The sequence below is a fragment of the Robertmurraya dakarensis genome, from assembly GCF_900156875.1.
GTDB classification, from domain to species: Bacteria; Bacillota; Bacilli; order Bacillales; family Cytobacillaceae; genus Robertmurraya; species Robertmurraya dakarensis.
This window is the reverse complement of record NZ_LT707409.1, coordinates 335,579-348,418: the sequence shown is the minus strand read 5'-3', so window position 1 is coordinate 348,418 and position 12,840 is coordinate 335,579. Positions and strand designations below refer to the sequence as shown.

Below are 12,840 nucleotides of genomic sequence, written 5' to 3'. Positions count from 1 at the left end.
CACTTGGAGGCAGGCAGAATTTGTTTAAAGCTGTTTCACCGCTTCTAAAATCGGCGTGTCTCCAGCTACCACTTGAAATCTTTTCCCAATCGTTGAGTTGTCTTCTAGACAGTTAAAAATCACGTGAGCCACGTCCTCTCGCGGCACTGAGCCTCTTTCCACTTCCGCTGCCGCCTGAACCTTTCCTGTTCCTGGTTCATTGGTCAATGCTCCTGGGTGCACGATCGTATAATCCAAATCTGTCCTGATTAACCATTCGTCAGCATAATGCTTGGCTGCTACGTATGGCGCAAAAGAAGGAGGTGCTGACTGAATGGCTTCTCTTCTCGTATCAAAGGAACTTACCATCACAAATCGCTTCACACCAGCTTCTTTGGCTGCTTCAATGGTTTTAACAGCACCGTCTAAATCAACCATGATCGTCTTATCTTTGCCCGTGTGCGCACCAGATCCAGCTGTGAATACAATAGCGTCAACCCCTTCAGCCGCTTTCGCGATATCAGCGATTTCCCCTTCCAAATCCACAATAGCAGTTTCGGCACCTAATCCTTCAAAGTAACCTGCTTGCTCTTGGTTACGAATCATTGCCCTTGCCGAATGTTTTCCACTTTCCTGGATAAACTTGACGAGATATTTTCCAATTTGACCATTCGCCCCAACAACTAGAATTTTCAATACTCCCACCCTTTCATATGTATGTTACCTATGATGGTAAACGGAATAACAGGTGATGTCCAATAACTTGCTGTGCAATTAAGATATAAAATCCGTACTTAAAGCAGCAGGCGTTTCTCTATATCATTCTTAGATCATCTCTCTGAAACACCCATATACTTAGTAAAATATGCACCTAAAATCAACAACATAACTGTAATCGACCAACTCCATAATCCTAGGAAATTAAACCAGTAAGCTAAAAGGTTTGTGATCGCAATTAGATAAAAACAAATTGAAGTTAAAGCAGTTTTTATCCCCGTTACTCCAGCTGTTCTTCTTTTTTGAACTACAATATATATGGGAAAAATTAGAGAGATTACGAGTAAAATAGATAAAATAACCGGGAGCAATTTATTTCGCCTCCTTTAGAACCCCTTCACAAGTATTCGTTTTATCCCTTCATAGGTTTCACTAATCTATATGTAATAAATCTATGTGTAAGTCATTTTCAATCGAGTAGCTTGTTTGAAAAATAATATCTTTGTCACGAACAAAATAGTAATACTGCACTTCAGGTTCATTTTTAAAAATAACACCGATGGTATATGGATTCATACTTTCATACCCATCTTCACGATGCGGCACTGTCCAGATTTCCCATGTCTCACCTGGATACCGCTGCTCCAAATACATCTGTAAAAAACCAACTTTTTCTTCGATCTGCATATCGATCCAGTATGGACGGACCAGATAAAAAATAATATAGGAAAGCAGATAAACAACCGCAGCCCACCGTACAGCTTTTCCCCCTTTTCCTCTGAAAAAGAAAGAGATTACAAGCAGAATCATTAACACACTACCTGCTAGCAACCATTCTATTAATTCCGTTGGATGCAAGGGAAGCCCCTCCTCTTTAACGATATAATAGTTGCTCACCATTTTACCATGAATGGTGCTACACTGTTAGTAAAGGAGGTCAACAAAGTGGAATTCAAATTTGGAAACGGCGCTTTCCTTCTACCCCCTATTCATATCACGATCATCGCTATCATTGTTATTTTTTTGTTAGTGAGGTGGAGCAAACAATTAGAAACAAGACGTTTTACCATATTCCTTTATTTTTTGCTCAGCACTTACATAACACCCATATACTCTCACAGTACGAACGAGGGCGTCTTTCAGTTATGGATCCCTTTAGGATTTATTGTTGTTTTCTTTTACCTGTTCCGAAGCGAAAGAAATCATCCATCTAAAATGAAAGCGAGCATATTAGGATTGTGCATAGCATTATATAAATTAATTCTTCAATATTTGGGGTAGCGAAGTGATCCCTTCTGTTAGTTAAGTCCCCAATTTTGCATACCTTTTATACTGAATAAAAAACATAATACAAAGCAGAATCCCTACAACTCCTGTTAAAATTGGATACAGAATTGGGAAGAAAACAGATGGATACCCCATTAATAGATCAGAGTAATACCCCATCGCCATTAAAGCTGTGCCCGAGAAACCAATCAATCGAACGGCAAGAGGATTTTCGCTTCGCGTTTGATACGAAATAACTTCTTCAAATGCGTCACCTTTTTCATCAATCCAAATAATCTTCCATTGACGTTCGTCCATTTTTGCATCGTCATCAGTAAGCCTTTGTACTATGGCAATTTGCTCATTGACCGTTAAGATATCTAACCATGAATAATAGCGGCTTCCTCGATTACGATTTGACAACCATATTTCATCTGGTGATGTCACTTCCCTGCCATCTATTAAAAGATAAATTTTCACAATATCACCAGCTTCTACACCCTCATCTTCATCCCATGGAGTGAGGCTCGCCTTCTTTCCCGTAGGTTCCTCGATTATTTCAATATGTACTCCATTCACCTCGATCTCTTGAGTATCAATGATGGATGGAAAACCTTGCTCTGAATACACATGGTTAATTGAGTACTGCCGGTCGATCTGCCACCCTGTGAATAGTTCACGCCCCATAATAAATAATGGTATAGCAGAGACCAAAAATAAAATAAGACCGATAAACAACGCTGTCCTTCTCCTATGTTTCAACCCCGCCACCTCTCTTCCTTTATTTATACCGTAGAAAATTTTTAGCAAATTCATTTTTTAAATAATCGTTTAATTTTGAAACAAGAATTACCAAATCTATTCCAATTATGTTTCAACTTTGGCATAATTTTGAACTATACCGTAAATATCAGGAGAAAAACCATGCCAATGTATTCTAACTATACTGAAATAGAGAACAAAATAAAGCTTATTAGAAATAAAATGATAGATTCTGGAATTAAAAAGGGATTCTCACATCCTGATACCGTTAAGTTAAGTCAAGAACTGGACCGATTAATGAATAAACTGTCAATGTTTAGAAGATAATATTATATTTACTTTAATACAAATTACTTATTTTTACCAACAGATATAGTTCTTTACTTTGGTAGAAGGAATTTGGATAAAATCACAGAAATAGGAAACCTTATCTGTAGATTCGTTACTACAGGCAGGTGTAAAAGATGGAAACCGAGCAGCATATAAGATTAACCTCCGCGGAAATTTCCAGCCTCTGGGGGACGTACATTTCAAACAGCATGTCCATCTGTGTCTTGCGTTATCTTATTGAGAAAGCGGAGGACGCAGAAATTAAAAAAGTTTTAGAGTTGGCCTTAGAGATAGCAAATAAGAGTCTTGAAGATGCTGGCTATATTTTTAATAAAGAAAATTACCCGCTTCCCATTGGGTTTACAGACGAGGATGTCAATATAAAAGCAAAGAGATTATGGTCTGATGAATTCTCACTGCAATATTTAAATCAAATGGCGAAATCAGGATTTACCGCTTATGGTATGTCGGTTGGGATGAGTTCTCGAAAAGACATTCGAGAATACTTTAATAAAAATTTGCATCTTAATACTGAGCTCAATTCAAAGATTAAAGATACCCTATTATCCAAAGGTCTTTACATTAGACCGCCGTACATATCACCTCCTGATAAAGCCGACTATGTAAAAAAACAAAGCTTTCTTACGGGCTGGTTTGGTGACAGAAAACCCTTACTAGGAATAGAGATCGCCCACCTCTTTCATAACATTGAAACCAACGCAGTAGGTAAAATGTTAATCATGGGATTTTCTCAAGTAGCAGAGCAACAGGATTCCAGGGACTTCTTCACTAGAGGCAAAAAAATCTCCAGCAAACATATTGAGGTATTTGGTTCCATTTTAAAAGAAGAAGATATCCCTGTTCCAATGAGTTGGAGTATGGATGTTACCGATTCTCAAGAAGCACCTTTTAGTGATAAGCTCATGATGTTTCATATTACAATGTTAAATGGCACAGGGATTGGGAACTATGGCTTAGCCATGGCTGGTAGTACTAGACGTGATTTAATCACACATTTCGTTCGCTTAGCCGCTGAAATCGGACAATATGCAGAAGATGGGGCAAATTTAATGATTAAGCACGGTTGGTTGGAAGAACCGCCTCAAACAGTAGATAGAGAAAAATTAAACAAACAATAGAAAACAGGGGCTTTGTACCGCACCCCTGTTTTCTTCTGTTCGCACAAGCTTATTAATTCCTGGTCGCTTTTTTTATAACTGGTGCCACCTCTGTTGCTAATAATTCAATCGATTTAGCAACTTTCTGAAATGGAACCCCGCCAATGTCCATTTGCGCAAGGAAACGTGTGTGACCAAAAAGCTCGTGCTGACGAAGTATTTTCTCAATAATTTGTTGTGGACTTCCAACGAACAATGCTGTTTCGGGGCTTGTCATTTCTTCATAGTCCCCTTTTGATAATTTTGTTGTCATTCCTCTTTGATTACTCCAATAATTAGCATAATAAGGAAAGAATTCGTCCTTTGCTTCTTCCGTACTTTTTGCAAGGAAGGCATGTCCTGTAACCCCTACTTTTAGACTTTCAGGTGAATGGCCTGCCTCTAACCCCGTTTTTCGGTAAATATCTACAAGATGTTTGAAACGCAAAGGATCTCCGCGTAAAATGGCCATGGCCATGCCAACACCAAATTTCCCAGCACGAATCGCACTCTCAGGTGATCCTCCAACCCCAAGCCAGACAGGTATTTCCTCTTGTGCCGGTCTAGGCGCAATTTCAGCATCTCTTAATGGTGAACGATACTTTCCTGACCAAGTAACGATCTCCTGTCGATTCAATTTCAGCAGCAAATCCAGATTTTCTTCAAATAGTTCATCGTAGTCGTCCGTACTATAACCAAAAAGCGGAAAGGATTCAATAAAGGCTCCCCGGCCGGCAATGATTTCAGCTCGACCATCTGAAAGCAGATCTAATGTTGCAAAATCTTCAAAAAGACGAACTGGATCCAGCGTACTTAACACACTTGTCGTACTGGTTAGTTTCAAATTTTTCGTGTCTTGAGCTATGGCAGCGAGTAAGACCGCAGGAGATGAGGCAGCAAAATCTAGACGATGATGTTCCCCTATCCCAAATATATCGAGCCCAGCTTCATCCGCAAGCTTAGCTGCGTCTATGATTTCTTTTATCCGCTGACGAGCACTGATCGTTTTTCCTGTAAGAGGATCAGTTCCTACATCACCAAGAGTGTAGATCCCAATTTCCATGCCGCTTTTCCTCCCATTTCGTAATAAAAATGATATTTTAATAGTAGCTAATTACCATTCAATTTCTCTATTTTGAAAAAATTTTTCCAAAAAAAATTGTAAGACCAACCGCTTCATTATATAACTTTCCCTAATTTTGTTATTATTCTTCGCTATTATCTCGTTTTCAATTAGTTACTTTACGTAACAAAGTGTACTTTAGTAAGTTTAATCTGTCAATAAAGAATGATGATAACAGAAAATAAAAAAAGACACGACCACCGTGATTCCAGAAGAAACCACATTTGATCATGTCTTTTTAAAAATGAATCATAACTTACTGCTTTAGACTTATTACTTCTACTTGTGTATCTGAAAAAGTAGGTGCATGGCCGATATCGGCGAACTGCGTAGTGGTGATTGCATTTACTGTAGCACCATTTGATCGCGATGGCCAATATCCCATTGGAACAACGATAACCCCAGGAAGAACAGTATCTTTGATCACTGCTCTGACCTCTATCGCGCCGCGTTGATTGTATATTTTAATTCTTTCATTGTCGCCAATAGTTCGTTTTTTAGCATCATCAGGGTGAATGATAGCAAATGGTTCACCGGCAGCATTAAGATTACGTGAGAAGTTTCCATAACTCGAATTTAAAAACGCATGCGACTTAGGCGATAATAAATTGAGGGGATACTGCTCGATTAGGTCAGCTTCGACTGATTCATAGTATCTAGGAAGCGGATCAACCTTTTCGTTTGTTGTCATTTCCGTATAACCTTGACGAAATGCTGGTAATATTAAATTCCCACGAGTGGCTATCGAGGAAAAAAGCTCGACCTTCCCAGAAGGAGTAGGAAAATTCCCCTTTGCATGCGGCGCATACTCTTCCGGCTTAGGAAGATTCAGGCGTGCATACCCCGTTTTTATCAAACTGCCGATTGTGATTCCTTCCATAACCGGAGAGTCCCAATCTATCAACGCTTGGGCCAATTCTTCATCTGTCATGTTGAAGAAGTGATCGTCAAATCTCATAATTTTCGCTAGTCTTCTGAATAACTCGGTATTGGATACAGCCTCCCCTAACGGAGCAATCGCAGGTTGATTTAATGTAATGTAGTGTTGACCCCACGAAAACATCAAATCATACTGCTCAAGCTGCGTTGTCGCAGGGAGAATAATATCAGCATATCTTGCCGTATCCGTCATAAATTGTTCGCTGACGACCGTAAATAAGTCCTCTCTCGCTAGACCTTTCAGTACTTTTTCCTGTTCAGGAATCACCACGGCCGGATTTGAGTTGTATACAAATAAAGCCTTAACCGGCGGGCCCTCTAGTTCACCTGCTAACGCTGCACCAAGACGCCACTGATTAATCACTCTTGTACCAGGCTTGATGAATTGAGGCTGACTGCCGATTTTTCCGTTCGTAGGAAAACTATACATCGTCATTTGCAGTGTTCCCCCGCCGGGATACCGCCATGCCCCAGTTAACGCTGGCAAACTTGTGATGGCTCTAACCGCCTGGCCGCCGCTTGAATTCCGTTCAATCCCGACTCCAATTCGAATCGCTGCCGGGTTATTTCCCGCATACTCTCTTGCCAACTGAATAATATCTGATTGAGGGATGCCTGTGATTTTTGCTACATTTTCTGGACTATATTCTTCTACCCTCGCTTTTAATTGTGTAAAGCCAACGGTATACTGATCAATATAATCGTGGTCGAGTAAATCTTCTTTTATGATGACATGCATCATCCCCAATGCTAGCGCAACATCTGTACCTGGTTTTATCGGAATATACCAATCTGCTTGCTGCGCCGTTTGCGTTCTGACAGGATCAATGACCACCACTTTTGCCCCGCGTTTTCTCGCTTCTTTTACAAAATGCCATTGGTGTAAATTATTACTGAGCATATTGCAAGCCCAAATTATGATATAGTTGGAATGGCTGATACTCTCCGGGTCCAGTCCAACGGTTGGCCCCACCGTCATGATATAAGCGCTGATCGCACCCGCATCACAAAAAGTACGTTCAGAAATGGTTGCACCAAGCTTATTGAAAAATGCATCTCCAACAGACAAGCCGTTCAATAATCCTTGCTGCCCCAGGTAACTGTAAGGCAATATTGCTTCTGAGCCATCTGTTTCAATAATTTGTTTATAACGTGTGCTAATTTCTTTTAGGGCTTCATCCCATGAAATCTGCTCATAACGACCACTGCCTTTTGCTCCGGTCCTCTTCATAGGATATAGAATCCGGTCCGGACTATAGACACGCTGTTCGTAGTTTTTAACCTTCACACATAAATTTCCCCGTGTAAATGGATGATCCGGGTCCCCTTTTACACTTCTCACGACCCCATCCTCCAACTGCACCAACATCGAACACGTGTCAGGACAATCATGAGGACATGCTGCCCTAACGGTTCTATTTTTTGTTTGTTCCAAATCCATTCCCCCCGATATGTAGTATTATTCGTATGTTTACAGAATATTCAGTCAATAAATACGTTGCCTATCTCAAGCTAAAAGGTGACAAGTTAAAGTGCTCGACATGATTACCTGTTATTAAAAAGACTGATTCATAGAGAACCAGTCTTTTAAAAGCCGTTTTTTTCATCAGGGCAATAAAAAATAATGTTAAGGCCCGTTTTATGCGTTTATCGTCTCTGCCGGGCCATAAGAATATATCTAAAGACCCGTTTTAGGAGTTTTCCACTTCACTTGGGTCATAAGAAACTTCTTAATGACCATTTTCGGTAAAAAGATCAACATTTGGGCCATAAGAATATTCCGTTACCCTCAGATTTCTTATTAAATCTCAAAATCAACCACTTTCAAATCTTTTACACCAACTTCAGTTAAGTAAGCGACTACCCCCTGGTGTATCGGATGCGGCCCATAATTTTTTAATGATTCTTCATCTTCAAAACGAACTGTAAGACCAATGTCATAGTGATCCCTTTTCATGCTAATCCCAGCCTGGGCGGCGATGACCCCAGGAATATCTTTTAAATTGGCTAAACGCTCAACTATCTCATTCAATTGACCCTCTGATGCTTCCTTGAATTTTACTAATACAATATGTTCAATCATCATCTTTCCTCCTCTTATTTTTCAAAAATACAATTCTTGCAGCTAACTACTCTATTAGTATATATTATATTTTCAGAAAATTAAAACAATATATTAACTATTAATTACGTCTAACGGTTCCCTTTTGAAGTGTAGAAGTGAAATACCAGGTTAATATTTTAAAAGCATGGCATAGAAATTTGCCATGCTTTTTAGGGGAGAATTTCCCGCTAATGAATAAATGGAGGCTTAAGATGCGGAAATAAGCGGATAAACTCCGTTTATCCTCTATAATTAACTCATTTTCCAACGATTTTGATCATATAACGGGAAAATTTGCCCTTATTTTTAGGGAAATATGGGTATTTCCCAACTTAAGGGGAATTTTTCCGTTTATTTTTGAAACACAGTGAAAATAACAAGTTTTTAAGAGTCAAATTTTAATATACTGGCGTGCCCCCATCATCATCATTTAACATCTATTTTAGCAGCCGCATCCTTTTTAAAAACCCTTGCTATCCCTTTAAAATGTAACTCTAAGATCCCATCTTTATACAAATCTTCCCAAACTGCGTACTCGCGTTCATGCGCTGAAATGCGCCCAGTGTATTTTCATGTGGAAACACCCTATCAATGACAGGTTTAATTCCATGTTTTTCAACAAATGCAACCATCTCTTTAAATTCCTCACTGCTTCCCATCGCTGTTCCCATAATATTGAATTGACCGCCATATAAGTATCTGAGATCAATTTCTACTTTTTGCCCGGACGTCGCTCCTAAATTAACAATCGACCCGCCTCTTTTGAGAACAGACATGGCTTTATCCCATATAGCCGTTCCTACTGTATCAATAACTAAATCTACTTTTTCACCCTGCATCAGCTTTTTCCAATCGCTTCCGCTATCAAGCGCTAAATCGGCGCCCAATTCTAAAGCACGCTGGCATTTCTCTTCACTTCTCGACGTCACGATAACTCGTGCACCGGCGGCTTTCGCCATCAACAGAACAAAGGTTGCGACACCACTCCCAATGCCAGGCACCAATACCGTTTGCTGGGACTCTAATTTTCCTCTTGTAAAAAGAGCTCGATAAGCCGTTATCGCAGCTAATGGAAACACACCCGCTTCTTCCCATGTCATATGCTTTGGTTTAGGTTCAACATTTTCAGCTGGAATAGTGACATATTCAGCGAAAGTTCCATTTGAAGGGACTCCAAGAACTTCAAATCCATCTGGTGAAGAAGCACTTTTATGAAGCCATCCTAGACTTGGATTGATGATCACTTCGTCTCCAACTTGAACATTTTCAACACCTTCTCCTAAAGCATGAATCACGCCAGCGCCATCTGAACCCATGACTACTGGCGCGGCATTCTCGCCTCTTCGGTGTAATGTCCATATATCACGGTGATTTAACCCTGCCGTTTTAACCCGAACCTTTACTTCTCCTTTTTTCGGTTCAACTTCTTCAAAATCTGTAAAATGCGTATTCTCTATACCTGGTTTTCCAACGTGTATAAATGCTTTCATTCCAATTCCTCCACGACTGCTTTTTAGAAGACCCATATTCTATGCACAAAAAGATGTTAGAATATTTTGAATACTAATATACTAGCTATCCACTCATTTAGCAAGCCTTTGAACTGATTCTTCTTGTTTGCTTCTATGTAATATGAAAATAAAAGCTAGCAGCAAAAAAGCATGGAGTGATTCCACGCTTATGTCCTTCCCTCCTGACAATCGTCACAAACATACACACACAAAGTGTCCTTTTCAGATAACTCGACATCATATTTGTAGTCCACGGATACTTGAATTTTGTTCCCAGAGAATTCAGATTCCGTGCAATCTGGTTGAACGATGACTGACGCTTTTACTGGAAATGAAGTACTGCTGCACTCCGGATCCCAATAATCAAGCGGAACTTTCTCAATATAATGTACTTGCTGCGAAACCACTTCCGTCTTAGTATATTCATCATAGCTATACCAAACATATAAGGTGTATACACCGGAAATCGAAACCTCATCACCTGAAATAGAGCCCGTATAAGCATGATCAACAGCCCAGCATCCAAGAACTGCTGATACCTCATAATTGGTTGTTACCGTGATTTCTCTTTGGAATTGCCCCGCACCTGAACCGCAAATCACTATGGTTCTAATTTTTCTGCATCTTTTACGCAATCCCATATCAATCACCTCCCTTATAATAAGAGATGATAGAAATTGAAAATTGATTGGACAAACATATACCCGCCAATAATTTCCATTCCACAGCATCCGATTAAAAAATTATATTGTTTAATAGATAGATCCCATCTTATACTTAAATTACAATATATTGAAATGCAGGTGAGATTTTGAAAAAAGTACACTACAGCTGGTTTATCTTGGCCATTACCTTTTTCTCGATCATTGTCGCTGGAATTGTGGTTTCCTCTTCCGGTGTATTCATCGACTCATTTGAAAAAGAGTTAGGCTGGGATCGATCAACGATTTCCCTCGCTTTTGGGGTCTGTTTGTTATTTTATGGAGTATCAGGACCCTTTATGGCCGCATTGATCGATGTCATTGGCCTAAAGAAAATGATGATGATGTCGATGGTCATTTTATTGACGGGTACTGTCTTAACCTTTTTCATGACACATTCCTGGCAGCTGCTGATCATTTGGGGATTCATTTTTGGACTGGGGTCAAGCCTTTTATTAACCGTCATCAGCCCCTATGTCGCGAATACTTGGTTCGAAAAACGACGGGGACTTGCAGTCGGAATCCTGACAGCCAGTATGGCAACAGGTCAATTAGTTCTCTTGCCCATTTTAGCCAGCCTAATCGAGAAATACTCATGGAAATGGGCGATGGGCTTAATCTCAACCCTAAGCTTCATCATGCTACTTGTCATCATTCTTTTTATGAAAAATAAACCGAAGGATGTCGGCCTTCTTCCGTATGGTCTTCAGGAAGAAAAACCAGAGAGTAGTGAAGTCAATAAGGAAAATCCGATCTCAACAGCTTTTAATGGTCTATTACAAGCCGTAAAAGTGAAGGAATTCTGGTTACTCGCCGGAAGCTTCTTTATATGCGGACTGTCTACGAACGGCTTAATTGGGACCCATTTTGTTTCCTATTGTATTGGCTTTGGAATCCCGCTTGTTACCGCAGCCTCATATCTATCATTCATGGGCATTTTTAATCTAGCCGGAACGACGCTGTCAGGCTGGCTTTCCGACCGATTCGATAGCCGCTGGCTGCTGTTCTGGTATTATAGTCTAAGAGGAGCTTCCCTCGTATTGCTTCCATATGCGCTCATGCAAGGGTCGATTCCGTTACTCTTGATCTTTACGGTGTTTTACGGATTAGATTGGGCAGCTACCGTTCCACCTACGATCAATATCTCAAGACAAATCTTCGGTGTGAAAAAAAGCGCGATTATTTACGGATGGGTATTTGCTTCCCATCAAGCCGGAGCAGCAGTAGCGGCGTTTGGCGGCGGCTTGGTTTATCAATATTTCAATACATACACCTGGTCGTTCATGATGGCAGGAGTCTTCTGCCTGCTGGCAAGTCTTTTTGTAGTGATTATTAAAAAAGATAAAACAACTGCTGTTACTCCAGAGGTTATGAATGCTTGATAACTTTTTTGAACTCTAGTATCCTTCGACAGTGGACTGAACAAGCGCTCATAGCCCAAAATAAGTAACTTCAATGATTACTGGTACAATAGAAACCGTCTAATGACCGCATTTGGGTGGAATAACCTTAATTCAGGCCAATAGACGGTTTCTAATAACCCAAAACTAGTAGATTTAAGCGATAACGGTACTTTAGAAAACCATTTTCCAAAAAGAAAGAGGATGACCCAAGATGAGTCACCCTCTTCACGATTCTTAAGCAGCAGATTGTGCTTTTTCTTCTTTACCTTTGTTAGCTAGTTTACGTAAGATTGGTAATACATAATGATCTAATCCAAATTTACCTGCATTATATCCAGCTGCCATGATGATAACGCCCATTAAGATATCTGTTGGGTTGTGAGATACAGTTCCAGCAAGCATAAAAGCAAAGTTCATCACGACTGCAAAGAAAGCAGCTGCCGTAGTTAAACAACCAAGCATAAGTCCTAATCCAACCAAGAACTCTCCCCATGGAATCATCACATTGAATAAAGCAGCATTTGGAAGGGCAAAGCTTTCAATAAACGTTACATACCAACCATATACAGGACTTCCATCCGGACCCATAACCGGATTTTTCACCGCATTTGCTAAAAATCCACTAGCATCAAATCCACCTGTTAGTTTACCAAACCCAGCAGTCAGCCAAGCGTATCCTAGATATAATCTAATTAATGTTAAAAAACCTGCTGCAATATTATTTTCTCTTAGTGTTTTGTTGATCATTATGATCTCTTCCTTTCAGGAATATATAAGATAATTTCTATACTCAGAGAATACCATGAACTTGACGGACAATCAGCACTTTGTGAAACATGTCACAAATG

At 39.9% G+C, this 12,840-nt stretch carries 12 protein-coding genes; 3 read left to right on the top strand and 9 right to left on the bottom strand.

Translation table 11 applies throughout. The features are described from left to right. Positions 1 to 24: 24 nt before the first annotated feature. From CZ487_RS10905 to CZ487_RS10885, 3 genes are all read right to left on the bottom strand, one after another. Positions 25 to 675, bottom strand: coding sequence for an SDR family oxidoreductase (locus CZ487_RS10905; RefSeq protein ID WP_077212203.1), 651 nt, complete (start codon positions 673 to 675; stop codon positions 25 to 27). A 453-nt stretch (positions 676 to 1,128) separates the two neighbouring features. Next, entirely contained in the window at positions 1,129 to 1,554 is a 426-nt protein-coding gene (locus CZ487_RS10895; protein WP_077212201.1) for a hypothetical protein, read from the bottom strand. Between the two features lie 444 nt (positions 1,555 to 1,998). Then, on the bottom strand, positions 1,999 to 2,724 hold the full coding sequence (locus tag CZ487_RS10885; protein ID WP_139339557.1) for a hypothetical protein: 726 nt from the start codon (positions 2,722 to 2,724) through the stop codon (positions 1,999 to 2,001). Between the two features lie 162 nt (positions 2,725 to 2,886). Here CZ487_RS10885 and CZ487_RS10880 point away from each other — a divergent pair, with 162 nt between their 5' ends. Both CZ487_RS10880 and CZ487_RS10875 read left to right on the top strand, forming a co-directional pair. Continuing rightward, positions 2,887 to 3,051, top strand: coding sequence for an aspartyl-phosphate phosphatase Spo0E family protein (locus CZ487_RS10880; RefSeq protein ID WP_237562859.1), 165 nt, complete (start codon positions 2,887 to 2,889; stop codon positions 3,049 to 3,051). A gap of 137 nt (positions 3,052 to 3,188) precedes the next feature. Beyond that, positions 3,189 to 4,193: a DUF3231 family protein gene (locus CZ487_RS10875; protein ID WP_077212198.1), complete on the top strand. Its 1,005-nt coding sequence runs from the start codon at positions 3,189 to 3,191 to the stop codon at positions 4,191 to 4,193. A 52-nt stretch (positions 4,194 to 4,245) separates the two neighbouring features. Here CZ487_RS10875 and CZ487_RS10870 read toward each other — a convergent pair whose 3' ends face one another. The 5 genes from CZ487_RS10870 to cotE form a co-directional block, all read right to left on the bottom strand. Continuing rightward, positions 4,246 to 5,274 (bottom strand): LLM class flavin-dependent oxidoreductase, encoded by a 1,029-nt coding sequence (locus tag CZ487_RS10870; protein ID WP_077212197.1) that lies wholly within the window; start codon positions 5,272 to 5,274, stop codon positions 4,246 to 4,248. A gap of 316 nt (positions 5,275 to 5,590) precedes the next feature. Next, complete coding sequence (locus tag CZ487_RS10865; protein ID WP_202617825.1) at positions 5,591 to 7,708, bottom strand: molybdopterin-containing oxidoreductase family protein; 2,118 nt, start codon at positions 7,706 to 7,708, stop codon at positions 5,591 to 5,593. Positions 7,709 to 8,074: 366 nt separating this feature from the next. Then, on the bottom strand, positions 8,075 to 8,359 hold the full coding sequence (locus CZ487_RS10860; RefSeq protein WP_237562858.1) for a Dabb family protein: 285 nt from the start codon (positions 8,357 to 8,359) through the stop codon (positions 8,075 to 8,077). A gap of 512 nt (positions 8,360 to 8,871) precedes the next feature. Further along, positions 8,872 to 9,867 carry a zinc-binding dehydrogenase gene (locus tag CZ487_RS10855; RefSeq protein WP_077212194.1) on the bottom strand — a complete coding sequence of 332 codons (996 nt, stop codon included), beginning with the start codon at positions 9,865 to 9,867 and terminating at the stop codon, positions 8,872 to 8,874. A gap of 188 nt (positions 9,868 to 10,055) precedes the next feature. Beyond that, positions 10,056 to 10,529, bottom strand: coding sequence for an outer spore coat protein CotE (cotE, locus tag CZ487_RS10850; protein ID WP_077212193.1), 474 nt, complete (start codon positions 10,527 to 10,529; stop codon positions 10,056 to 10,058). Positions 10,530 to 10,699: 170 nt separating this feature from the next. Here cotE and CZ487_RS10845 point away from each other — a divergent pair, with 170 nt between their 5' ends. Then, a complete protein-coding gene (locus tag CZ487_RS10845; RefSeq protein ID WP_077212192.1) occupies positions 10,700 to 11,971 on the top strand; it encodes an MFS transporter in 1,272 nt (423 codons plus the stop codon). Between the two features lie 255 nt (positions 11,972 to 12,226). Here CZ487_RS10845 and CZ487_RS10840 read toward each other — a convergent pair whose 3' ends face one another. Further along, positions 12,227 to 12,739: a DoxX family membrane protein gene (locus CZ487_RS10840; RefSeq protein WP_077212191.1), complete on the bottom strand. Its 513-nt coding sequence runs from the start codon at positions 12,737 to 12,739 to the stop codon at positions 12,227 to 12,229. Positions 12,740 to 12,840: the final 101 nt, after the last annotated feature.

Coding starts and splice junctions, on each gene's coding strand:
- cotE (WP_077212193.1), bottom strand. CDS start 10,529: ATGGGATTGCGTAAAAGATGCAGAAAAATTAGAACCATAGTGATTTGC.
- CZ487_RS10855 (WP_077212194.1), bottom strand. CDS start 9,867: ATGAAAGCATTTATACACGTTGGAAAACCAGGTATAGAGAATACGCAT.
- CZ487_RS10880 (WP_237562859.1), top strand. CDS start 2,887: ATGCCAATGTATTCTAACTATACTGAAATAGAGAACAAAATAAAGCTT.
- CZ487_RS10840 (WP_077212191.1), bottom strand. CDS start 12,739: ATGATCAACAAAACACTAAGAGAAAATAATATTGCAGCAGGTTTTTTA.
- CZ487_RS10875 (WP_077212198.1), top strand. CDS start 3,189: ATGGAAACCGAGCAGCATATAAGATTAACCTCCGCGGAAATTTCCAGC.
- CZ487_RS10870 (WP_077212197.1), bottom strand. CDS start 5,274: ATGGAAATTGGGATCTACACTCTTGGTGATGTAGGAACTGATCCTCTT.
- CZ487_RS10860 (WP_237562858.1), bottom strand. CDS start 8,359: ATGATGATTGAACATATTGTATTAGTAAAATTCAAGGAAGCATCAGAG.